The 21,027-nt window shown below is 72.1% G+C and carries 15 protein-coding genes and 1 pseudogene; 8 read left to right on the top strand and 8 right to left on the bottom strand.

Translation table 11 applies throughout. The features are described from left to right. Nucleotides 1-267: 267 nt before the first annotated feature. The 4 genes and pseudogenes from OTB20_RS23525 to OTB20_RS23505 form a co-directional block, all read right to left on the bottom strand. The gene (locus OTB20_RS23525; protein ID WP_267820361.1) at nt 268-537 is read right to left on the bottom strand and encodes a hypothetical protein; all 270 of its coding nucleotides are present in this window, start codon (nt 535-537) and stop codon (nt 268-270) included. After that, nucleotides 534-5,195, bottom strand: a pseudogene (locus OTB20_RS42855) (putative T7SS-secreted protein). The gene OTB20_RS23525 and the pseudogene OTB20_RS42855 overlap by 4 nt, the downstream one beginning before the upstream one ends. Then, nucleotides 5,195-5,758: a hypothetical protein gene (locus OTB20_RS23510; protein ID WP_267820354.1), complete on the bottom strand. Its 564-nt coding sequence runs from the start codon at nt 5,756-5,758 to the stop codon at nt 5,195-5,197. The pseudogene OTB20_RS42855 and the gene OTB20_RS23510 overlap by 1 nt, the downstream one beginning before the upstream one ends. Further along, nucleotides 5,758-6,168 carry an SseB family protein gene (locus OTB20_RS23505; protein WP_267820352.1) on the bottom strand — a complete coding sequence of 137 codons (411 nt, stop codon included), beginning with the start codon at nt 6,166-6,168 and terminating at the stop codon, nt 5,758-5,760. The genes OTB20_RS23510 and OTB20_RS23505 overlap by 1 nt, the downstream gene beginning before the upstream one ends. 341 nt (nt 6,169-6,509) lie before the next feature. On the opposite strand from OTB20_RS23505, the gene OTB20_RS23500 reads away from it, so the two are divergent. The 3 genes from OTB20_RS23500 to OTB20_RS23490 all read left to right on the top strand — a co-directional run bounded on the left by OTB20_RS23500 (nt 6,510) and on the right by OTB20_RS23490 (nt 11,094). Beyond that, complete coding sequence (locus OTB20_RS23500; protein ID WP_267820350.1) at nt 6,510-8,120, top strand: phospholipase A2; 1,611 nt, start codon at nt 6,510-6,512, stop codon at nt 8,118-8,120. Between the two features lie 195 nt (nt 8,121-8,315). Beyond that, nucleotides 8,316-10,703: a proprotein convertase P-domain-containing protein gene (locus OTB20_RS23495; RefSeq protein WP_267820348.1), complete on the top strand. Its 2,388-nt coding sequence runs from the start codon at nt 8,316-8,318 to the stop codon at nt 10,701-10,703. A 235-nt stretch (nt 10,704-10,938) separates the two neighbouring features. After that, the gene (locus tag OTB20_RS23490; RefSeq protein ID WP_267820346.1) at nt 10,939-11,094 is read left to right on the top strand and encodes a hypothetical protein; all 156 of its coding nucleotides are present in this window, start codon (nt 10,939-10,941) and stop codon (nt 11,092-11,094) included. Between the two features lie 13 nt (nt 11,095-11,107). Here the strand turns inward: OTB20_RS23490 and OTB20_RS23485 are convergent, their stop codons facing one another. Further along, on the bottom strand, nt 11,108-14,077 hold the full coding sequence (locus OTB20_RS23485; RefSeq protein ID WP_267820344.1) for an AfsR/SARP family transcriptional regulator: 2,970 nt from the start codon (nt 14,075-14,077) through the stop codon (nt 11,108-11,110). Nucleotides 14,078-14,224: 147 nt separating this feature from the next. Here OTB20_RS23485 and OTB20_RS23480 point away from each other — a divergent pair, with 147 nt between their 5' ends. Further along, nucleotides 14,225-14,986, top strand: coding sequence for an AfsR/SARP family transcriptional regulator (locus OTB20_RS23480; RefSeq protein ID WP_267820343.1), 762 nt, complete (start codon nt 14,225-14,227; stop codon nt 14,984-14,986). A 19-nt stretch (nt 14,987-15,005) separates the two neighbouring features. On the opposite strand, the gene OTB20_RS23475 is transcribed toward OTB20_RS23480, so the two are convergent. Together OTB20_RS23475 and OTB20_RS23470 are read right to left on the bottom strand one after the other, a co-directional pair. After that, entirely contained in the window at nt 15,006-15,584 is a 579-nt protein-coding gene (locus OTB20_RS23475) for a hypothetical protein (RefSeq protein ID WP_267820342.1), read from the bottom strand. 396 nt (nt 15,585-15,980) lie between these two features. Further along, a complete protein-coding gene (locus tag OTB20_RS23470; RefSeq protein ID WP_267820340.1) occupies nt 15,981-16,136 on the bottom strand; it encodes a hypothetical protein in 156 nt (51 codons plus the stop codon). Nucleotides 16,137-16,599: 463 nt separating this feature from the next. Between OTB20_RS23470 and OTB20_RS23460 the strand changes: the two genes are divergently transcribed. Next, the gene (locus tag OTB20_RS23460; RefSeq protein WP_267820338.1) at nt 16,600-17,232 is read left to right on the top strand and encodes a hypothetical protein; all 633 of its coding nucleotides are present in this window, start codon (nt 16,600-16,602) and stop codon (nt 17,230-17,232) included. A 355-nt stretch (nt 17,233-17,587) separates the two neighbouring features. Here OTB20_RS23460 and OTB20_RS23455 read toward each other — a convergent pair whose 3' ends face one another. Then, complete coding sequence (locus OTB20_RS23455; protein WP_267820336.1) at nt 17,588-18,634, bottom strand: M4 family metallopeptidase; 1,047 nt, start codon at nt 18,632-18,634, stop codon at nt 17,588-17,590. Nucleotides 18,635-18,803: 169 nt separating this feature from the next. Between OTB20_RS23455 and OTB20_RS23450 the strand changes: the two genes are divergently transcribed. From OTB20_RS23450 to OTB20_RS23440, 3 genes are all read left to right on the top strand, one after another. After that, on the top strand, nt 18,804-19,547 hold the full coding sequence (locus OTB20_RS23450) for an RNA polymerase sigma factor (protein ID WP_420716471.1): 744 nt from the start codon (nt 18,804-18,806) through the stop codon (nt 19,545-19,547). Then, the gene (locus OTB20_RS23445) at nt 19,544-20,377 is read left to right on the top strand and encodes a hypothetical protein (RefSeq protein ID WP_267820334.1); all 834 of its coding nucleotides are present in this window, start codon (nt 19,544-19,546) and stop codon (nt 20,375-20,377) included. Before OTB20_RS23450 ends, OTB20_RS23445 begins: the two co-directional genes overlap by 4 nt. A 65-nt stretch (nt 20,378-20,442) precedes the next feature. Beyond that, nucleotides 20,443-21,012, top strand: coding sequence for a hypothetical protein (locus OTB20_RS23440; RefSeq protein WP_267820332.1), 570 nt, complete (start codon nt 20,443-20,445; stop codon nt 21,010-21,012). The last annotated feature ends 15 nt before the right edge of the window (nt 21,013-21,027 follow it).

The following is a 21,027-nucleotide window of genomic DNA, read 5'->3' as shown; positions in this document are numbered from 1 at the left end:
GACCCCGCCCCTCGACGGTCCCGGGAATGGCGGGTTCGCTGGGCGTTCATCCGGGCTCGGAACCGTTCCGCGTCCAGCGTCAGGTGGACGGGTGCCGCAGCCCCCTCGCCCAAGATGATGCTCCCGACGGGATCGCTGTCCAGGCCGGCTTCGAGTGCGGCTGCCGCATCCGCAGACCGGGCAGATCTCGTGATTGCCCGGTACTCCTACGGTCAGGTTCCGGCAGACGATGCAGGGTGATGCACCTGTCGTCACTGTCACTCCATGCTAGGCGTCGCCCCTCAGGCGCCGGGCGACGTCGATGTCGTTCTGCAGCGCGCTCAGACGGGGAAACGGCTCGCGGGTGGCGTCCAGCACACAGACGTGGAGCTTGTCGCCGGCGCGCGGCGGCGCCACGTTCTCGTCCCGCCACGACGGGTGCTTCACCTGGTCGATGAATCCGAATGCGTCGGCGGATCCGTCCACTTCCACCTTCGCGCCCACGGGAGCGACCGCGACGACCGTCACGTCGAGTTCTTGATGATCACGGAACCTCAATTGGGCCCTCCAAAGATTTCGACCCAGCTGCGGCCCTGGGTGAGCTCGTTGAACCGGTCGAGCTTGTCCACAGGGATCTCGAACTCGAGGCGCGGCGCGCCGTTCGGCCCGTTCCTGTCGTGGACCTTCGCATGGTCACCGAACTCTTCGAGGAACGACGGGTGCATTTCGTACTTGACCATTCCCTTGGCGAAGTTCGCTCCCGTCGGCCCGGCGTACTCCGCGGCCACGGCCCGTTCGCCAAAGTAGATCTTGCCGTCCGACATGATACCGCCGCCGATGTCCACCCCGGGCTGGTGGTTGGCCGGGTTCGGCCCGTGGTCGAGCTCGTACTGGGCGTGGGCCCCCTTGGGCGTGCGGTAGATCGGGATGTAGTCCGGGGCCAGGCCCAGGTAGTCCGTCCACGCGTGCGGGTTCGCCACGTAGCTGTAGGGGTTCGGCGCCGGGGTGAGGCCCAGGGGGTCCGAGGTGAGATATCGGGCGGTCTCGGGGTCGTAGTGGCGGAAGTGGTTGTAGTGAAGGCCGGTCTCCGGGTCGGCGTACTGGCCCGGAAAGCGCAGAGCCGTATAAGCGGTGCTGTTCGACGCCCACGTGGTGATGCCCCACAGCGTGGAACGGTTGTGCCACGCCACGTTGCCGGACTCGTCGACGAGCTCGGTGGGGGTGCCGACCAGGTCGGTGACGATCGCGAAGAACCGGGAGTCGATTTCTTCCCGGGATGCGTCGAGAATGCGTTCCGTCTGGGCTATCGGCCGGATGTCCTGGTGGTCCCAGGTGATGGTGACCAGGTGAGGCAGATCGTCCGAGCTGCTGGTCTGCTCGCACAGGGTGTTCCCGTCCCAGGTGAAATCGGTCCGCTCGGTGACGGTCCGGCCGTCCGCGGCGAGGCGGAGCTTGGCCGTGCGGCGGCCGAGGGGATCGTAGAGGTAACTCCACACGGCACCGTCCGGAGTGGTGGCGCGGACGAGACGGTCCTCGACGTCCCACTCGTAGCGCCAGACGTCCGGCTTGCGGGACGGACGCGTCTTGCGCCGCACGGTGACGCGGCCGAGCCCGTCGTGCTCATAGCGCACGGCTCCCGCGCGAAGGATCCGGTTCTTCTCGTAGGCGCGCACGCCGTTGGCCACATGGCCGGTGTGCTCCGTCTGCCATGACGCGAAGGTCTGGTTGCCGGCCTGGTCGTAGGCGTAGTTCTCGGTCCAGTCCGCCGCCCGTACCCCGGTGACCCGTCCGGCGCGGTCGAGCTCGTATTCCTGCCGTCCGCTGCCGGCTTCGTCGACTGCGGTGAGGTGGCCGTCCGCCCGGTAGGTGTAGCTGCGGTGCCGTACGCGGGCCCCGGCCGGGCCGGTGACCGTCTGGGCCGTGAGGCGCCCCACGGGGTCGAAGACGTGGCTCAGGACGAGCTCGTCGCCGACGCGGCGCGTCACCTCACGGCCCGCGGCGTCGTAGGTGAAGTCGAGAGAGCGGCCCGAGGCCGTCATGCTCGTGCGGCGGCCCGCGCCGTCGTAGCTCCACGTCGCCGTCGCACCGGTCGGCGTGGTGCGGCCCGTACGCCGGCCCAGCTCGTCGTAGGTGTAGGTGAGAGCCCGTCCATCGACGGTCTCCGACAGCAGGCGACCCTCGCGGTCGCGCAGCAGGGTGACGGTCGTTCCGTCGGGGCCCTGGACTTGGGCGAGCTGGTCGGTGAGGTCGTAGGCGTAGGTGGTGACGCTGCCGTCGGCGTCCTTGCGGACGATCTGGTCGAGTGCGTTGCGCTCGAACGCGGTGGTCTGACCCAGTGCGTTCGCGCGCGACATGAGGCTGCCGGTGGGCCCGTGGACGTAGGTGATCGTGCGGTCGTCGAAGTCCGTCTCGGAGGTCAGGCGTCCCGCGGGGTCGTACGCGTAGTTCCACGTCAGGCCTTGGGGGTTGGTCACCTCGGTGAGGCGTAGTTCGGCGTCGTGCCGGAAGGTGTGGCGGACTCCGTCGGGTCCCGTGCGGGCGGTGAGGACGTCGAACTCGGTGTACTCGAACCGGGAGACCCCGCCGAGCCGGTCGGTGTGGCTGGTGCAGTTGCCCTCACCGTCCCAGGTCCAGCTCTCCACGGCGCCGTCCGCGTGGACGCGGCGCGCGGGCCTGCCCTCGACCGTCCACTCCAGATACGTGGTGGCGCCTGTCGGATCGGTGACGACCGTGGGCCGGCCGAAGGCGTCCCGCTCGAAGCGGGTGGTGGCACCGAGCGGATCGGTGACTTCGACGGGGAGGCCGACGCGGTCGCAGCGGATGGCGGTCGTGCTGCCCTGGGAGTCGGTGACCGAGGTGAGGCCGCCCGCCTCGTCGTAGGTGAAGCGGGTGGCCCTGTTGAGCGAGTCGGTGGCCGAGACCCGGTTGCCGCGCTCATCGTAGGCGTACCGGACAACGTGGCCGTCGGCCCTTCTGACATGGACGGGCTGGCCGAGTTCGTTGTGGCGGGCCGTGCTCTCGCGCCCGTCGGCGCGCGTCATGGAGACGAGGTTGCCGTCGTCGTCGTGGCGGTAGGAGGTGGTGCGGCCGAGCGGATCCGTCTGTGCGAGCAGAAGGTTACGGCGGTCGCGCACCTAGCGCGTGGTGTTGCCGAGGGGATCGGTGTCGGCCACGATCCGGTACGTGTCGTCGACGAGGTACCGGCGAGTGTGCCCCTCACCCGTGACGGTCTCGGTGACGCGGTGGCCCGTTGCCTCGTCGAGGGCGTCGTAGGCCAGGCGCAGCACCATGTGTCCCTCGCCGCCGCCCTCCGCGACGCAGCGGTTCCGCTCGTCGTAGACGTAGGTGTAGGAGCGGTTGTTGGTGTCGGTCCAGGATGTGATGCGGCCGCGGTCGTCGTAGGTGAAGCGCAGTGGCAGACCGGAGGAGTTGACGACCTCCGTGAGATGTCCGGCCGTGTAGCCGTAGCCGAGGATGCGCGGGCCGCCGTCGAGGTGGAGGGCGGTGATGCGGCCTTCGGCGGTCTCGAAGCGAAGGTGGTATCCGCCGGAGTGGGCCATGCCCAGCGGGGTGCCGTCAGCGTCGTACTCGAAGGTGACGAGGTTCCCGTTGCGGTCCTCCAGCTGGGCGATCGGCGCGGCACCGTCGCCGTCCGGGTCGCCGGCGGGCGGGGTGAAGCGGCGGACCTGCCCGGCAGCGGGGTCGGTGAGGGTCCAGTCGCCGTCCGGAGTGCGCTCGAGGGGGTGGCGGGGCGCGGAGGCGGACACCGGCAGGACGGGGACGCCGGGGGCGGCATGCGGGTAGGCGACGATCAGGCCGTCGTCGGTGACGAGGACGACGCCCTCCGGGTCGACCTCCAGGTGCTGGTCGATCGTCGACGCCCAGGTCGGCCCGAACCAGCGGCCGGCGGTGTACCCCGATTCCGCGCGCCGGATGAAGGCCAGCGGCAGGACGCCGGGCAGCACGATGTCGGTCTGCGGGAGGAACATCCGGCCGGTGGCCAGGTCGATCGGGTCGGTGTTGTCGTACCGCTTCGCGACATCCGGCGTTTCGCGCACGTGGGGGCCGTCCGCGTCCAGGGCGGTGCGGCCGGGCCCCTTGAGGTCGTCGGCGTGTTTGGCGGCGGAGCCGATCTTCTTCAACGAGCCCAGGCCCTTGGAACCGACGAGTTCCGGGATCAGCTTGCCGATGCCCTCGGAGGGGTCCTTCATGAACTCGTCGAGCATCTGCTTGCCCGCGCCCATCGGGTCGTTGGCCGCCGTGACCAGACCCGCCGCCGTCGAGTTCAGGTTCGTCACGTACTCGGCCGGGTGCGTCAGGTTGTACGGATCCGTCGGATTCAGCGCACGGGCGAAGTTCACGATCCCGGCCGTGCCCTTGATGACACCGCCGGTCAGGTGCGTCTTGGCGAGGTCCATGTAGTCCATGCCGTCGCCGAGCTGCTTCGCGTACGAGGGCTTCGGCGGGGCCGCATCCCGCGCCGCCCGCACCGCCGAACGGACCGTCTCCGCGACATCGTTGCGCTGCTTGCGGGCGGTGTCGAGCTTGTCCTGCGCGGCCGTGGCGAGCGCGGTACCCGGGTCGGTGAAGTTCTCCGAGGGGCGGGGCGGCAGCGGGTCCTGCTTCGTTTTGAGCGCGTCGTTGTAGGTGTCGACCAGCTTGTTGTGGGCGGTGCGGGCGTCGGTGGAGGTCTTCTTGGCCTTGTTGTATTCCTCCAGGGCCTCCTTGGCCTGGCCCTGGGCCCACTCCACGGTCTCCGCGAACCGGCCCATCGCGTCGGCGGCCTTCCCGAACGCCTCCGAGGCTTTGAACCAGCGCGGCGGCTCCTTCGACACCGCCTCACGGAAGGAGTCCGCCGCCCTGCCCCTCAGCCCGTCCGGCTCGCCCATGCCCTTCAGGCCGTTGCCGACCTTGTCGAAGGAGGCCTTGAAGTCGTTCAGGTGCGAGACCTGGGCGCGTATCTTCGACACGCTGCCGTAGACCAGCTTCTTCGGGTCCTCGGTCTGGCCCAGCTCCAATTCGGCGACGTCCGCACCGAGTTGATTGGCGGCCGAGCGGCTCTTGTCGCGGATCCAGTCACCCGCGTCGTCAAGACCCACGTCCTCCGCGAGGTCGGCCGTCTTGTCGCCGGCCCACTCGACCGCGTCCCCGACCTTCTCCGCGCCCTTCTCGACACCGTCCTCGACGACATCCGGTACGAAGTCCCGCCAGCCCATCAGTGACCGTCCCCATCACGCTTGGCCTGCTCCAGCAGGTCGTTCAGAGAGCCGATCTTCCCCGTGGACGTCAGCTTGTCCCCGGTGTCCGACCAGGTCTGCCGGATCTGCTCGTTGCTCTTCTCGAAGGATTCCTGGCTGTAGTCGGGCTTGTAGACGTCCGCGCTGAAGATGTCCCCCCACTTCTTCTGCTCGATCTCGTCCTCGCTCGCGTGCGGATTGCCGTACGCCGCGTTCGCCACCACCTTGAAGGAACCCTGGAGGTACTGCTCCTCCTCCCACACCGTGCCCGCCGCGATCCCCAACGACTGGGCGAGCGTGCTCGCGTTCTGCACCAGACTCCGCACCCCCCACTCCCAGCGCTCGCAGAAGTCCTCGAAATCGGTCGCCACGCCCGCGTGCCCGGCTTCCATCCCCGTCATCGACAGGTTCTCGAAACCCGCACCCATCGAAGCGCCCGCCGCGTCCCCCGACTCCCGCAGCTCGCCGATCGCCGCCCGCAGACCGTCCTGGATGTTCTTGACCGCCGCCGGCGAGACCTCGAGGTCCCCGTCCCCCGCCATCAGAGCGCCTCCCGGCCGTCGACGAGGTCCACGGCGCTGCCGTCGGGAACGATCCCCGCCACCGGCGGAAAGAACATCGACCCGTCCTCATCCGCCACGTTCACCACCACACCCGCCGGGCCGTCCGCCATCGGAACCACCACGTCCACCAGCCGCGCACCCAGCACCGAAAGGAACTCCCACTCCCGGCCGGCGCCCGCCTCCCCGCGCGTCTGCGCGAACCGCGTCAGCGCCTCCTCGTCGGTGAAGGCGTAGACCCAGCGGATTCCACCCGACACCGCCGACATCAGACCGCTACCGGGACCGTCCGTGAGCGGAACGAGCAGCGCCGCCCGCCGAAACTCACCCACCAGGCGCGCCGGATCACCCCGTCCGTCCCGAATCAGGGCGATTTCTCCAGTCAGTTCCATGGCTGCATCCCCTCCAGCGCCGGTCCACGTCCGCAGTAAGAACGCTATCGGGGGGCCCGCCGGTTCCGTCCGGGGAGGCTGTGAGGCCTACGTCACCGGGCCCAGGCGCGAGGACGCCCGCCGGCGGTAGCGGGGCGCCGAGGCGCCGGGCGTCACCGTACGGGCAACCGGGCGCCATCGGCGAGGTATCGGGGCGGGCGATGGCGGAGGCATAACGGATCGAAGGGGCGAGTTCCTAAGTTTCTCGTTGCCGGCCGAGAACGACCGGTTCGAACAGGCGAGACAGGGGCCGGCCGCGAGGGCCTGGACCGTATGCCGCCGGTAACCCGAAGGAACCGAACGTGCGCAGAATCGCGCTTCCCGCAGTGGCGGCGATGTCGCTGGCCCTGCTGCTCCCGCAGTCGGCCATCGCCGAGGACATCCCCTCCCCGGCGCTGGAGACCGGGGAGACCCAGCTGATCGGCCCGGGCATGTACCAGTCGGCCGACGACAGCTTCCAGATATCCGAGAACGACGTGTCGTACGGCCTGATGAGCCGTACCCACACGGTGGACGGGAACGGGCCGGGCGTCGCCCAGGCCCAGGACGCCCCGGCCGCCCGCGCCGACCTCGGGGTGTTCGGTCCGAGCTGGGAGGCCGAGTTCGTCGGCGGCCAGCTGAACCGCAAGCTGGTCCCCGGCTCCGGTTCGATCACCACCACCGACCTGGACACCGCCGAGTCCGTCCGCTACGGCCTGACCGACTCGGTGGCCGGCGCCAACGGCGGCAGCATCAACACCTACAAGGCGTCCGACGGTTCCACGCTGGTGGAGAACGTGCAGTGGGACGACCTCGCGGGCATGCTGAAGACCACGGTCACCGAGACGCTCAACATCGACCTCGCCCAGGTCGCCTCCGGTGACGACGTACCGCTGGACTCCTCCGGCAACCCGGTCCCGGCCACCTCCCTCAAGCCGTCCTACACCTGGAAGCAGGTCGGCGGCAGCGGCGACAACTGGCGGGTGACGGCGGTCGGCAGCGCCGCCTTCAAGCAGACGACGGTCACCTACGACAGCACCGGCCGCGTCTCCACCGTCAAGGACCCGGCGCGTGCCGACGTCCCGGCGCAGACCGTCAAGGTCAACTACGCGACGACCAGCACCGCCTCCGGCCAGACCCTCGGCGATGTCGCCGGCCAGGTCAAGGACATCACCGTCACCGTCGGCCAGACCGTGCAGACCCTGGCCCGCTACTCGTACGACGGCTCCGGCCTGCTCCGCAAGGTCGACGACCCGGCGGCCGGCAGCCAGCTCAACACCTACAGCTACGACGCCTCGGACCGGGTGATCGCCGCCTCCGCCGAGGACGGCGCGTCCTGGCAGCTGACCTTCTCCGGTGATGCGGCCGCCCCGCAGTCGGTGGAGACCACCGGGATCCGTCCGGAAGCCGGCAGCAGCGTCCAGGGCGCCCCCAGCCTGGCCCAGGGGGACGGGATCGCCCCGGCCGCCGAGGACTTCGCCGGCGGCGAGATCACCTCCGCCCAGGCCTACCCGAGCTACTGCTCCCGGCCCGAGACGTGGATGTGGTACCAGTACAGCGGCTGTGCGACCAAGGTCGCCCACTACGGCTGGCGCAACCCGAGCTGGCGCAAGACCCCGACCGGCGCCTGGATCATGGGCGTCGAGAAGGACCACTGCACCAGCGCTGCCGACAAGCCCGCCGGCTGGGACTTCCGTGCCGCCTGCGACTCGCACGACTACGGCTACGGCACCATCGGCAACAGCTACAAGGGCTACCGCTACTACCTGGACCGCAACAAGGGCATCGCCACCGACGTCGCGTTCTACAACATCCTGTACTACAACACCTGCCCGGCGTACTTCTGGAAGAGCGCCTGCCGGTCCACCGCGTACACGTACTACACCGCGGTCTTCTACGGCGGCCACCCGAAGAACGGCGCCAACGCCACCTGACGGGCAGCGTGATCGCAGGGGGACCGGGCAGCTGAACAACGCTGCTGCCCCGTCCCCCGCCCCGGGGCCTGAGCACACGGCCCCACCCCCTTGAACTTCCGGCCCAGAACTCGCGGGTCTCATGAGCGAGTTGCCCCCTCTTCTTACTTACCGCCGCGGCACCGCCCGCTCGGTGCCTACTCCCTGGAGCCTGCCGTGAAGAGATCTGTTGTGGCCGTCGCGATGGCCTCGGGCCTGCTGCTCGGTGCACTGCCGGCAGGCCTGGTGCCCCTGGTCGGGGTGGCCCCGGCGGCGGCCGCCGGCGAGGTCCCGGTGGACCCGGCGCTGGAGACCGGGACCGAGGGCGGCGGCACGGTCCGGGTGAACGTGGTGACCCAGACCCGCTCCGACGTGGCCACGGCCGCCGCGGCGGGCGAGACGGAGGTGGCGTACGACCGGTTGCCGATGGTCACCCTCACGGTGAACCAGGCGGGGCTCACCGAACTCCGCTCCAACCCGGACGTGGTGAGCGTGACGGAGGACGTCCCGGTCCGCCCGATGCTGGACAGCTCGACGGTCCGGATCGGCGCGGACAAGGCGTTCGCCGCCGGTGCCACCGGGGCGGGCACCGCGGTCGCGGTGATCGACACCGGTGTCGCGAAGAACCACCCCTTCCTCAGCGGCCGGGTGACGGCCGAGGCCTGCTTCTCGGTGAACGACGAGAGTTACGGCGCGACCAGCCTCTGCCCGAACGGCGAGGTCGCCCAGGAGGGCACCGGCAGCGCCGACGCCGACGCCGGCAGCTGCGCGGAACTGGGCGCGGCCTGCTCGCACGGCACCCATGTGGCGGGCATAGCCGTCGGCAACGGGACCGGCCTGAGCGGCGCCCCCAAGCGCGGAGTGGCCCCGGGCGCGAACATCGTTGCGATGCAGGTGTTCTCCCGCTTCGACTCCGACGACTACTGCGGCGCGGGCAACAGCCCCTGCGTGCTGAGCTTCACCAGCTCGCAGATCAAGGCGCTGGAGAAAGTGTACGCGCTGAGGCAGTCCGGCATGGACATCGTCGCGGCCAACATGTCTCTGGGTGCGGGCCGTTGGACCACGGCCTGCGACACCGACCCCCGCAAGTCCGTGATCGACAGCCTGTACTCGGTGGGCGTGGCGACGGTGGTCGCGGCCGGTAACAACGGGTACGGCGACGCGGTCAACGCCCCCGGCTGCATCCCGTCGGCAGTGACGGTCGGTGCGACGACCAACGACGACCAGGTGGCGTCGTTCAGCAACCGCGGCCCGCTGCTGGACGTGATGGCACCCGGTGCGGCCGTGGTGTCCTCGGTCCCGGGCAGCGGCTACGCGGCGAAGAGCGGCACCTCGATGGCGGCCCCGCACGTGGCGGGGGCCCTGGCGGTGCTGCGCCAGAAGTACCCGGCGCAGAGCATCGCGAACCTGGTGGCCATGCTGGGCACCACCGGTACGCCGATCACGTACACCGGGGCCGTCACCCCCCGGATCGACCTCGGCAAGGCCGTCGTCGACACGGCCGCCCCGGAGCCGGAGCCGGCCGCCCGGCCGCGCCCCTCCCAGGTCTTCGACGACACCGACCGGCCCATCCCGGACCCGGGCACCGTAGAGGCCCCGCTGACCGTCACCGGGGTGCCCGGCAACGCGCCCAAGGCGCTCCGGGTCGAGCTGGAGGGCACCCACTCCTGGCGCGGCGACCTCAAGATCGACCTGGTGGCCCCCGACGGGAAGCTGTACCGCCTGAAGTCCACCACCTCCACCGAGGGCGCCGGCGCGCTCGGCGGCTTCACCGTGGACGCCTCCGCCTCCCCCGCCTCCGGCACCTGGAAGCTGCAGATCCAGGACACCTCGGCCGGCTCCAAGGGCACCCTCCTCGGCTGGTCGCTGAACTTCCCCACGCCCTACGCCATGACCGGCAACCTCAGCGTCCCGGACGGCGGCTCGGTCACCTCCGGCCTCACGGTGGCCGGCATCGGCGGCAAGGCCCCGGCCGCCCTCCAGGTCGCCGTGGACATCACCCACGAGTGGCGCGGCGACGTCCGGATCGACCTGCTCTCCCCGGACGGCCGGACCTACCCGCTGCGTTCGACTTCCACCGCCGCCACCGAGAACGGCGGCGTGCTCCGCGAGACCTACCGGGTGGACGCCTCCGCCTCGCCCGCGGACGGCACGTGGACGCTGAAGGTCTCCGACCCGTACACCGGCTCCGTCGGCACCCTCAACGCCTGGTCGATGACGTTCCCCGCGTACGAGGTGCAGACCCCGCACTCGGTCCCCGACCCGGGCACCATCGAGGTCCCGGTCACCGTCACCGGCATCGCGGGCAACGCGCCGAAGAACCTCCAGGTGTACCTGCACGCCACCCACACCTGGCGCGGTGACCTGGACGTCCACCTGGTCGCCCCGGACGGCAAGGTGTACCTGGTCAAGGAGTCCGTGGAGGACGAGGGCAACGGCGTGATCCAGCAGGTGTTCACGGTGGACGCCTCCGCCTCCCCGGCGAGCGGGGTGTGGAAGCTCCGGGTCGAGGACATCTCGGCCGGCTCCTCCGGGACGCTCGACCACTGGACCCTGAAGTTCTGACCGGTCCTGTCAGGACCACTCCGAACCACTCCCGACCGCGCGGCCCCCGGCTCCCCCGCTGGGGGCCGCGCCCTTTTCCGCAGGTGGGAGGGGCAGGAAAAGGAAGGGATAACGGGCCGATAAGGATTCGAAGTCCCCCTCGCCTAACGTCTGCTGACATCAGAGCAAGTCGCCCGGGGAACGGACCGGCAAGGGGCCGCAGTCCGGTGGGCGAGGAGTGAGAGGGAGTGGGGACATGGGGAACGAGCGTCTGGTCAAGGCGGTTGTGGCGGTCGCGGCGGTCATCGCGGGTGTTGTACTGGCAGCCGGTACCGCGGTGGCCGGTGGGGCGACGGTGACGGCCGCGGCCGGTGGGACGACGACGGTCGTACAGACCGAGCCCTGGGACTGAGCGGCGGCCCGGGTCACGCCTCCTGTGGGAGCTCCGCGCCCGGCGCCCGCGCCTCCTCGAGTTCGACCCGAAGCAGGCGCAGACGGCCCAGCAGGACGGTGCTGCCGGTCTCCTCGGCCAGGGCGAGGGCGGCGGTGAGGTCCGCGTCGGCCTCGTCGGCGCGGCCGGCCCGCAGGCGGGCCTCGGCCAGACCCAGCAGAACGTAGGCCATGCCCAGCCGGTCGTGCTTGGCGCGGACGATTCCGGCCGCCCCGGTCAGTGCTTCCTCCGCCTCCGGCAGCCGCCCGGCCGCCAGCAGGGCGCGCCCCAGTCGGTGGAAGGCCTGGGCCGCGCCCCGGGTCGCTCCCAGCCCCCGGGCCAGCCCGACCGCCTCCCGGCCGAGGCGTACGGCCTCCTCCGGGTCCCCCGCGTCCAGGGTGATCTGGGCGAGGTTGTTGAGCGCGTGGGCCTGCGCGGAGAGGTCCCCTGCGGCCCGCAGCGCGGGCAGCGCCCCGTGCAGGAGTGCGCGTGCCGCGCCCGCGTCGCCCCGCTGGCGGACCACGACGGCCAGCTTGCAGGCGTTCAGCGCGGCCCCGTAGACCTCGCCGCCGGCCCGCAGTACGCCGTCCGCCTCCTCCAGGAGCCGGACCGAGGCCTCCGACTCGCCCCGGTAGAGCAGGGCGGCGCCCAGCTCGCCGAGCATCACGCCCTCGCCCTGCCGGTCCCCGGCGGCCCGGGAGGCCGCCAGGCCCTCCTCGCAGAGGCGGCGCCAGTCGTCGGTGTTGCTGCGGATCTCGCAGAAGCCGACGGTGGAGGCGGCCAGGTCCCAGGCGAGCGCGGCGAGTCCCAGCCGGGCGGACTGGGTGACGGCCGCCACCAGGCAGTGGCGTTCGGAGTCGAACCAGTCCAGCGGGCGGGCCAGCAGGTCGTCCAGGAGGTCCCGGTCGACGTGCGGGCGGGGGGCCGGGCCGTGCACCACGGAGTGGTCGCCGCCGTACTCGCGGCGGTGGGCGGCCTCGGCGACGGTCAGCCAGCTGTGCAGCGCCCGGTCCCGGGCCGCCTCGGCAGCCGGGCGGTCGGGGTCCTCTTGGGCGCGTTCGCGCGCGTAGAGGCGGAGCAGACTCTGGAAACGGTAGCGGTACTGGCCGGTGGCGTCCGGACCGGAGACTTCCAGGAGGTGGGCGTCGGTGAGTTCGTCCAGGTACTGCTCGGCGGTCTCCACCGGGCAGTCCAGGAGGGCGGCGACGGCCCAGGCCGGCACGTCGGGGACGTCCAGCAGGGAGAGCCGCCGGTACACGGAGGCGAGGTGTGGCGCCAGGCAGCCGTGGCTCAGTTCGAAGCTGGCCCGGACCCGGCTCCCGCCGAGGCTGAGCTCGTCCAGGCGTCGGTGCTCGTCGGCGAGCCGGTCGGCGAGGCGGCGCACGTTCCAGTGGGGCCGGGTGGCCAGCCGGGCGGCGGCGATGCAGAGGGCGAGCGGCAGCCCGTCGCAGAGTTCGGCCAGCCGGGCCGTCTGCGCGGGGAAGGCGGCGGTGCGGCCGCCGGTGACGATCCGGTCGAGCAGGGCGGTGGAGTCGGCCCGGTCCAGCACCCCGAGCGGCACCCGGACGGCGCCGTGCCGCAGCACCAGCTCCTCCATGTTCTCCCGGCTGGTGACGACCACACAGCAGCCGCCGTTGGCCGGCAGCAGCGGGGCGACCTGCGCGAACGAGGAGGCGTCGTCCAGGACGACGAGGAGCCGGCGGCCGCGCAGCAGCCTGCGGTAGAGCGAGACCCGGGACGCCTCGTCGTCGGGCAGCCGGTCGCCGGGCGCGCCGAGCGAGCGCAGCAGGCGGCCCAGCACCTCGCCGGGGGCGGCCGGGGCGGAGCCCAGGTCCACATGGAGGCAGCCGTCCGGGAAGGAGGCGGCCGCGCGGTGCGACCAGTGCACGGCCAGTGCGGTCTTGCCGATCCCGGCCACCCCGGTGACCAGGGCGACCCGGGGCGGCTCGCCGTCGGGGCGGCCGCCCAGCAGGGCGTCGAGGACCTCGGTCTCGCCGGTGCGGCCGGTGAAGGAGGGGATGTTCGGGGGGAGGTCGGACGGGGCGAGCGGCGGGGCTGCGGGCGCGGCTGGGCGGCGGTCGGCGGGGGCCTCGCCCGGGGAGTCTGCGGGCGAGGTCTCAGGCCCCTGGGCCGTAACGGGTGCAACGGGCGCGACGGGCACGGCAGATGCGACGGCCGCGACGGGCTCGGGGACGGTCGGCGGGGCCGCGATGGCCGGGTCCTCGCAGAGGACCGCGTTGTGCAGCTCCCGCAGTGCGGCGCCGGGTTCTAGCCCCAGCTCGTCGACGCTCAGCTGGTGCCCGGTGCGGAAGGTCTCCAGGGCGTCGGCGCGGTGGCCGGAGCGGTACTGGGCGAGCATAAGCGAGTGCCGGGTGCGCTCCCGCAGCGGGTGCTCCCTGACCAGGGCGGCCAGTTCGGCGGTGAGCTCCTGGTGGCGGCCCAGGGTGAGCCGCAGTTCGGCGTGGCCGTCCAGCGCGGTCAGCCGCTGCTCCTCCAGCCAGCAGGCCTCCTGCTCCAGCGCGTAGCCGGTCAGGCCGTTCAGGGCAGGGCCCCGCCACAGGGCGAGGGCCCGCCGGTAGGCGTCGGCGGCCTCCGCCGGGCAGCCGGAGCCCGCCAGCGCGGAGGCCTGCCCGGTCAGCGAGAGGAAGTCCACGAGGTCGAGTCCGTGGCCCTTGGTGTCGAGCCGGTACCCGGGGTGGGAGGTGACGATGGCCTCGCCGTCGACGCCCGCCTCCCGCAGCAGCTTGCGCAGCTGGGCGACGCAGATGGAGATCTGGGTCCGGGCGGTGGGCGGCGGCGAACCGTCCCAGACGGTCTCGGCGAGTTCGTCCACCGAGACCGTGCGGCCGTGCCGCAACAGGAGCAGGGCCAGCACCGCGCGCTGACGGGCTCCGCCGAGCCGGATCTCCCGGTCCTCGCATGTCAGCCGGAGTGTCCCGAGCAGACCGAACCGTATCGACGCCAACCCGGGCCCCATCCCTGAAAGTTGTCATGATCATAATAGCTGGGCCACAGATTCGACAGAGGGAACGAGCCCGGCCGAATCGGCGTCCGGACCACCGATAAGCGGCCGATACCGGGAGGATGCGCCGCCCGCATACGGTCGCTTCCCATGACGCCCCTTCTGGAGACAGCACTGCTCGGACCGGTCCGCATCCGGGCCGCGTCCGGGGACGCGGAGAACGCCCTGGGCGGCCCGAAGCCCCGCACGGTCCTCGCCGCACTGCTGCTCGCCGAGGGACGGGTCGTCCCCGACAGCCGCCTGATCCGCGCCCTGTGGGGCGAGCGCCCCCCGGCCCGCTCCGTCGCCCAGCTGCACACCTACGCCTCCCGGCTGCGCGCCCCCCTCGACGGGGCCGCCCGGCTCGAACGGGTGGGACGCGGCTACCGCCTGTCGGCCACCCCGGGACAACTGGCCTGCGACCACCGCCTGTTCGCGGAGCGTGCGGCGCTCGGCGGCACGCTGCTGCGACAGGGGGACGCGCCACGGGCCGCCGCCGTCCTGCGATCGGCGCTCGGCCTCTGGCAGGGCGAAGCCCTGGCCGACACCACCGAGCAACTGGCCCAGGAGGAGCGCCCCTGGCTGGAGGAGGCCCGGCTGACGGCCCTGGAGGACCGGGCCGAGGCGGAGCTCGCCACCGGGCTACCGCACGGCCTGGTCGCCGAACTGACCAGACTGGTTGCCCGGTACCCGCTGCGGGAGCGGCTGCGCTGCCTGCTGATGACCGCCCAGTGCCGTGCGGGCCAGCCCGCGGCGGCCCTGCTCCAGTTCCACTCCGGCCGGGAACTGCTCGCCGACCAGCTGGGCGTCGGCCCCGGCCCGCTGCTCACCCGCACCTTCCAGCAGGCCCTGTCAGGCGCACTCGCCGCCTGAACGAGGCTGTTGGCGATCCTCAGGCAGGGAGCAGGGCGAGCGCGGCCCGGACGTCCGGCACGCGGGAGGGGTCTTCCAGTGCCGACAGGACGGCGTCCACGGCCTCGTACGTCCACTCCTGACAGCTCTCCCCGCCCGCCCGCCACAGCCAGAGGAGGGCGGCCCCTGCGTAGCAGAGCGCGTACCGGGCGGCGAGGCGCCCGGCGGCGGGGCCCTCGGACAGGTCCCCTCGCTCGGCCAGCTCCCAGTGCAGCCGGTCGGCGGCCTCGGTGAGCCGGTCCGCGCGGGAGGCCATCACGCTCCCCACCGACTCCCGGCTCAGCGCGGGCAGGGACTGCACCAGGGCGCAGCCCCGCCCGTCGTCCGCCCCGGAGGACCGGCCCGGGGCGGCCGTCTCCCCCGGGAGTCCAGCCGCCGCGCGGAACAGAGCCCCGCCGTCGGCCCGTTCGCCCGCGAAACCGCGCACCAGCTGCGGGATCCGCTCCAGGAGGGCGGCGGGCGGCCCCTGGAGCACCGCGGAGGTCACCACGGCCTGGCCGGGCAGCAGCCGTAAGGTGCCCGCGGCGTACTCGAGTACGGCGTCCCGTGCTGTCCCCATGTTCGCTCCTCCCACCGGGCCCCGGGGTGCGGGGTCGAAGGACCAACGTCGCAAAGAAGACTGCACGGATTCTGTATTTTCTCCGCATTCCCCGCCTTCTCCGGCCACTCTCCGGCCGCTCTCCGCCCGTTTCAGCGGCGGTGGCGGTGACAAAGGACGCCCCGGCCGCTCCTCCCTCAGCCCGCGTCCACCGGCTGCGGGTCAGCGCGCCCAGCCCGTTGCTGAAGACCTCGCGCGCGGGGGATGTTTCCGATACCGCCTGCCCGTCGTCCAAGGCCGGCCCTCCCGAGCTTGACCGGGATCGGAGGTCCGGTCACCTCCGTTCCTGTACCACCAGGGCTTCCTCGGCCCGCAGCGCACCCGCACCGGACCCGACGAGACAGAATGTCCGTACGGCTAGACCTGCGCACTACCGGCGCCGCGCCGCCGCGTCACGTAGCGGAGCAGGGCCCAGATCGCCGCGGCGTTGATCAGGGCGCTGACCAGGACCGCAGCGGAGAAGCCGAAGCCGTCCAACATGTCGAACTTGTCGGCCTCGGACGTGTCCGGCACCCAGTCCGCGGGGCGCGGGGCGGACTCCGGAAGGACTCCCCAGTCTCGAAGCTGCCGAGGCCCACCACCTGAGTACGCCTACTCACCCTGCTCTGCCCTAAGTACCTGGTCAGAGCCATGCTCGGCAAGCACGCCGGGGACACCGCGCACCGTATCCCCCATGTCCGGCACACGGCGCCGGAGGATTCCGTGACTAGCCCACGACCCCGGCCCCGAGTCCGCCGGCACCGATGGCGCCCCGCAGGACGTGGGCGATCTCCTCGGGCTCGAGGTCGGTGCCGTCGAGAGCCTCCAGGGTCAACCGGATCTCTTCCAGCGCGTATTCGCCGCGTCCCTCGGAGCTGACTGACCGCCCCGGAGCCCGTCCCCTCACGGAGGCAGGACCGCCCCAGCACGGGCCTTCATGCGTCACAGACCAGTCACAGCGCCCACACAGCCACCCAGACCCCGCGAACATGGCGCGATGCGCACACACCGCACCATCACCCTCCTGGCTGCCGCGAGTGTCATCGCCCTCACCGCGTGCGACCCGCAGGCCGCCGACAGCGGGAAGCCCGCAACGACCGGCGCCCCGGCTACCACCACCCCGGCGGCGTCCAGCCCCGCCCCTTCCGCCAAGACGGCCACCCTGCCCGACCTCGTCGGCAAGGGCCTCCAGACGGCCCAGGACGAAGCGCAGCGGGCCGGCTTCTTCGTCCTCAGGTCGCACGACGCCCTCGGCCGCGAGCGGCTCCAGGCTCTCGACCGGAACTGGAAGGTGTGCAGCCAGACCCCAGGGCCGGGCGCGGGCCTCGACACCAAGACCACTGTGGACTTCGGCGCGGTCAAGCTCGAAGAAACCTGCCCCGCCACGGACGCGCCCACCCCGAAACCCGCGGGCGACGTCATGCCGAACTTCGTCGGCCAGGCGATGAGGGCCGCCCGTTCCGCGCTCCCGGGCAATGCGAGCATCACCGTGAAGGACGCGGTACAGAGCCGCATGGTCCTCCAGGAGTCGAACTGGAAGGTCTGCACGCAGGGCCCGAAGGCCGGCGCCGCCCTCACCGGTCAGCCATTGGCCTTCACCGTCGCCAAGACCGAGGAGTCCTGCCCCTAGCTGTCGACGCCGCCTGCCATGGCTCCGACAGGCCTCCCTCGCCCTCGGCTCCCTGGAGGGGACGGGCACCAGCCGTAGTCACCGACAACGCCTGCGGGGGGGGGTAGCAGGGCCGGCACGGGATTCCCGAGAATGGCGGAACCTTTGGGTAACCAGCCGCGTGCCGCAGCCGTTCGTGCAGCTCAGGGGCGCATCGTCTCGGCGCGCATCCGGTGCCTTCCAAGCACTTGGCCGGGCCTCCACCGCCTCCGTCACCAGGCCCAGGCGGGGAGGACAGCTTGCCCTCGCCCGCCCGGCCGGTTCTCCTGCCGACGGCCGGCACCCCCTTGCCGTGCCGGCCGCCAACAGGCGGGCCTTACTGGATTCCCGGGATCTGACGGGCACTGAACGCCTGGCGCACGGCGTCCGCGGCACTCTTGCCGTACATGCGCTGAGCGGTGGCGATCGTCTTCAGTGCCGCGTCCTGGAAGCTGGTGTCGGGCGCGAAGCCGAACTGCGCGTTGACGATGATGCGGTCGGCGGTCCTGCCGCCCAGTGCGCCCCGGATGTCGAAGAGGGCGCGGGACCAGATCTCGCCGTCGGCGTGGACCTCACCGACCCGGTCCGCGTAGACCTTGTTCCCGTCGATCCGGCGCAGGCAGTGCGGGGCGGAGCTGTACGTCACCGAGTCCCAGTCGCCGACGCATGCCAGGTCCGTCTTCCGCGGCCACCCGTAGGCGGCGTCCGCGAAGGAGCCGACCTCGACGGCAAGGTAGTCGCCGAAGGCCTCGCCTATCGCTCCGGCTTCGGGGGAGGTACCGAAGCCGGGAACCTGGGCGTTGTGCACCGCGTGCCCGTATTCGTGGACGATCACCTCGGCGTCCTCGGCATCGTCGACTCCGCCCTTGCCGAACCGGATCTCCGCCTTCTTGTCGGTGAAGAAGGAGTTGTCGGCACCCCATTGGTTGATGCGAACGGGCTGGGCCCGGTCGTTGGCCCCGGGCAGCTCACTTCCGAAGCCCAGGCCCTGCAGGTACTCCTGTGCCTCGTTGACCCAGAAGTAGGCCATGACCTGCTCGAACTGGTCGTCGGCGCGGGTGAAGGCGCCCACGTCGGCGACGTTCGCCGAGGCGCCCGTGTCCGATCGGACGTAGGCCCACTTCCCCGACAGTCCGCCGCTGCCGTCCAGGTTGCGCAGCGCGGCCGTGGCGTAGGCGGAGGACGGTACGGCGGCCGCGGCGTCCTTGGAGTCGGTGAGCATCTGATCGCCCGAGGACTGGACCGGGCTGACCATGAAGACACGGGCTTGGGGCAGAGCGCCGGCCCTGGCCGGACCCGAGGCCGTGGCCGGTCCGGCCAGGGCGAACAGGGCCACGGTGGCGGTGGCTGCGGCGGTGAGGCCGCGGGGTGTGCGGCGATCCATGGACATCCTCCGGGTTGGGATGTGATGCACGGGACAGGGTGCTGACGTGATGCGGCGTGATCATCGCGCACCCCGGCCCGTCTTAGCCAGGGCTCGTACGCAACCGGTTCGCCGGGCTCGCTCGCCGCCTGCCGGAGGGCCCGGGCGGACCGTGCCGCATGATGACCCGGTGCAGAATGCGGAGCGGTCCGGAGAGGCCGAGGACGAGACGGGGAACCCCGGGGTGCCCCCCCAGCGCGGCCCTGCGGAGATGTCCGAGGAGGTGAAAGCCGCCCGGAACGGTGACGAGGCCGCCTTCGGAGCATTGTTCCGTGCCGTCCAGCCCGGCCTGCTGCGCTACCTGAGGGTGCTGGTCGGCGCGGAGGCCGAGGACGTGGCCTCGGAGACGTGGCTACAGATCGCCCGGGACCTCGGTTCGTTCCGAGGGGACTACGACGGATTCCGCGGCTGGGCGGCGACGATCGGCCGGAACCGGGCGATGGACCTGTTGCGCGCCCAGCGCCGTCGGCCGGTCAGCGGTGTGCCGGTGGAGGACCTGCTCGGCGACCGGCCGGCGGCCGACGACACCGAGGCCGCGGCCCTGGCCACGGTGGACACGACGGCGGCACTGGCTCTCATAGCCACCTTGCCTCGCGACCAGGCCGAGGCCGTGCTGCTCAGAGTGGTCATGGATCTGGACGCGGAGACCACCGCGCGGGTGCTCGGCAAGCGGGCCGGCGCGGTGCGGATGGCCTCTCATCGCGGCCTGCGCAAGCTCGCCGAACGGCTCGAAGGATCGCGGCGAACAGCGGGCACCGCCACGGGAGCGGGCACCGGAGCAGCCTCGGCAGCGCACCCGTCGCAGACGCCGGCAGAAAGTTCCGCCCGGGGAGTGACACCGAAGACGCCACCAACGCTGAAGGGCATGAGATGAGCACCAACCGTCCCCGTCGGATCGACCAGAGCACCGCCGAGCAGCTGCTCGGCCGGGGCCCTGTCGCATCGTCGGGCGACCACGACGCCCTCGCGGGACTGCTCGCCGCCGCTGCCGCTCCCGCTGCGGAAAATGAGCTGGCCGGCGAACAGGCGGCGCTGGCCGCGTTCCGGGCTGTTCGCCTCGCACCCGATCCTGTTCCTCAGCACCGCCCCCGGAGGGGGCCGATGCCAACGTCGACGCTGGCGAAGCTCCTGAGCGCCAAGGTCGCGGCCCTCGTCGTCGCCACCGCGCTCGGCGGCGTCGCCGTCGCTGCCGGCACCGGTCACCTGCCTGCCGCGCTGGGCGGCGATCCCGCCCGCAGCGAGCCGGGGCCGGCGGCGACTTCGGCCGCGCCCACGTCGGGTGGTGCCACGTCCGGCGCGGCCGCGCCCTCCGTCACGAGGAGGCCCATCGCACCCGTGCCCACGGACCTGGTGGAACCCTGTCGTGCCTATGCCCGGGCGATCGGCGCGAATCCCAAGGGCGTGCCGGCCGAACAGCGCTTCGCCTTTCTGGTCGCCGCGGCCGGAAGTCCGGAGAACGTCCCTCGCTACTGCGCCCCTGTGGTGGACGCCACAGCCGGACCGGGCCTTGATCCGACGGCCCCGGCAAGCCATACCCCGGCCGGACGGCCGAGCGGCCGCCCGACGCCGGGCGCCCCGGAGCCGGGCAAACGGCCCACCACGGCGGGCCCGGCCCAGACCCGCACGCCGAACGAACCCAGCGACCACCCGACCGGCCCTCCGGACAGCCGGCCCGGCCCCCCGACCAGTCGCCCCAAGGGGTAACCCGTAAGCCCAACCCGCGTTCCCGACCGCCCGGCCCGACCCCGCTACCCCTAGAGGCCCCACCGATGCAACGACGACTTGGCACCCTGACCGAGGGCAATGTGCCGATCCCCGGGGTCACGGACGGCCACCTGGCCCCGGTGGATGCCCCGCCGCCGCATGCTCACGAGCCGAGCCCCGTCTTCGTTGACGCATCGGGGCGCCGACAGCGCCGGGTGCGCCGGATGGGCCGTCTGCTCGTCATACCCGCCGCCGCCTACGCCGTTCTGCTCATCAGCACCCTGATGGGCGGCCCCACGGTCCGCTCACCGCTCCTCCCCGTCGCCCCGGCACCGCACACCCCCAAGCCCGCAGCCTCCCCGGCCGGGACCACCGCACCGAGCCCTTCCCGTGGCAGCGCGGCAAGCCAGGGCGTGAGCCCCACCCGGTCCGCGGCTCGCGGCACCGCCCCCTCCACGGCTGCCACTGCGGCCGGCCGGACGGCCGCGCCAGGCCCGACCGGGGTCCCCGTCATCGCCCCGACGCCCACGGTCGCCCCCGGGAAAGGCGCTTCCCCGGCGGCGACGAACACCGCGCGCGGTCGCCCCACTTCCCCACCCGGCCAGGGCGGCGGCAAGCCCAGCTCCCACCCGTAAGCCACCGGAACGCAG

The organism is Streptomyces sp. H27-H1 (assembly GCF_026627445.1).
GTDB lineage: Bacteria > Actinomycetota > Actinomycetes > Streptomycetales > Streptomycetaceae > Streptomyces.
This window is presented reverse-complemented; position numbering and strand designations above follow the sequence as displayed.

Bases quoted from the DNA above. Each gene is read 5' to 3' on its own strand.
- OTB20_RS23475 (WP_267820342.1), bottom strand. From the start codon at position 15,584: ATGGGGACAGCACGGGACGCCGTACTCGAGTACGCCGCGGGCACCTTA.
- OTB20_RS23480 (WP_267820343.1), top strand. From the start codon at position 14,225: ATGACGCCCCTTCTGGAGACAGCACTGCTCGGACCGGTCCGCATCCGG.
- OTB20_RS23490 (WP_267820346.1), top strand. From the start codon at position 10,939: ATGGGGAACGAGCGTCTGGTCAAGGCGGTTGTGGCGGTCGCGGCGGTC.
- OTB20_RS23510 (WP_267820354.1), bottom strand. From the start codon at position 5,758: ATGGCGGGGGACGGGGACCTCGAGGTCTCGCCGGCGGCGGTCAAGAAC.
- OTB20_RS23460 (WP_267820338.1), top strand. From the start codon at position 16,600: ATGCGCACACACCGCACCATCACCCTCCTGGCTGCCGCGAGTGTCATC.
- OTB20_RS23440 (WP_267820332.1), top strand. From the start codon at position 20,443: ATGCAACGACGACTTGGCACCCTGACCGAGGGCAATGTGCCGATCCCC.
- OTB20_RS23445 (WP_267820334.1), top strand. From the start codon at position 19,544: ATGAGCACCAACCGTCCCCGTCGGATCGACCAGAGCACCGCCGAGCAG.
- OTB20_RS23455 (WP_267820336.1), bottom strand. From the start codon at position 18,634: ATGGATCGCCGCACACCCCGCGGCCTCACCGCCGCAGCCACCGCCACC.
- OTB20_RS23505 (WP_267820352.1), bottom strand. From the start codon at position 6,168: ATGGAACTGACTGGAGAAATCGCCCTGATTCGGGACGGACGGGGTGAT.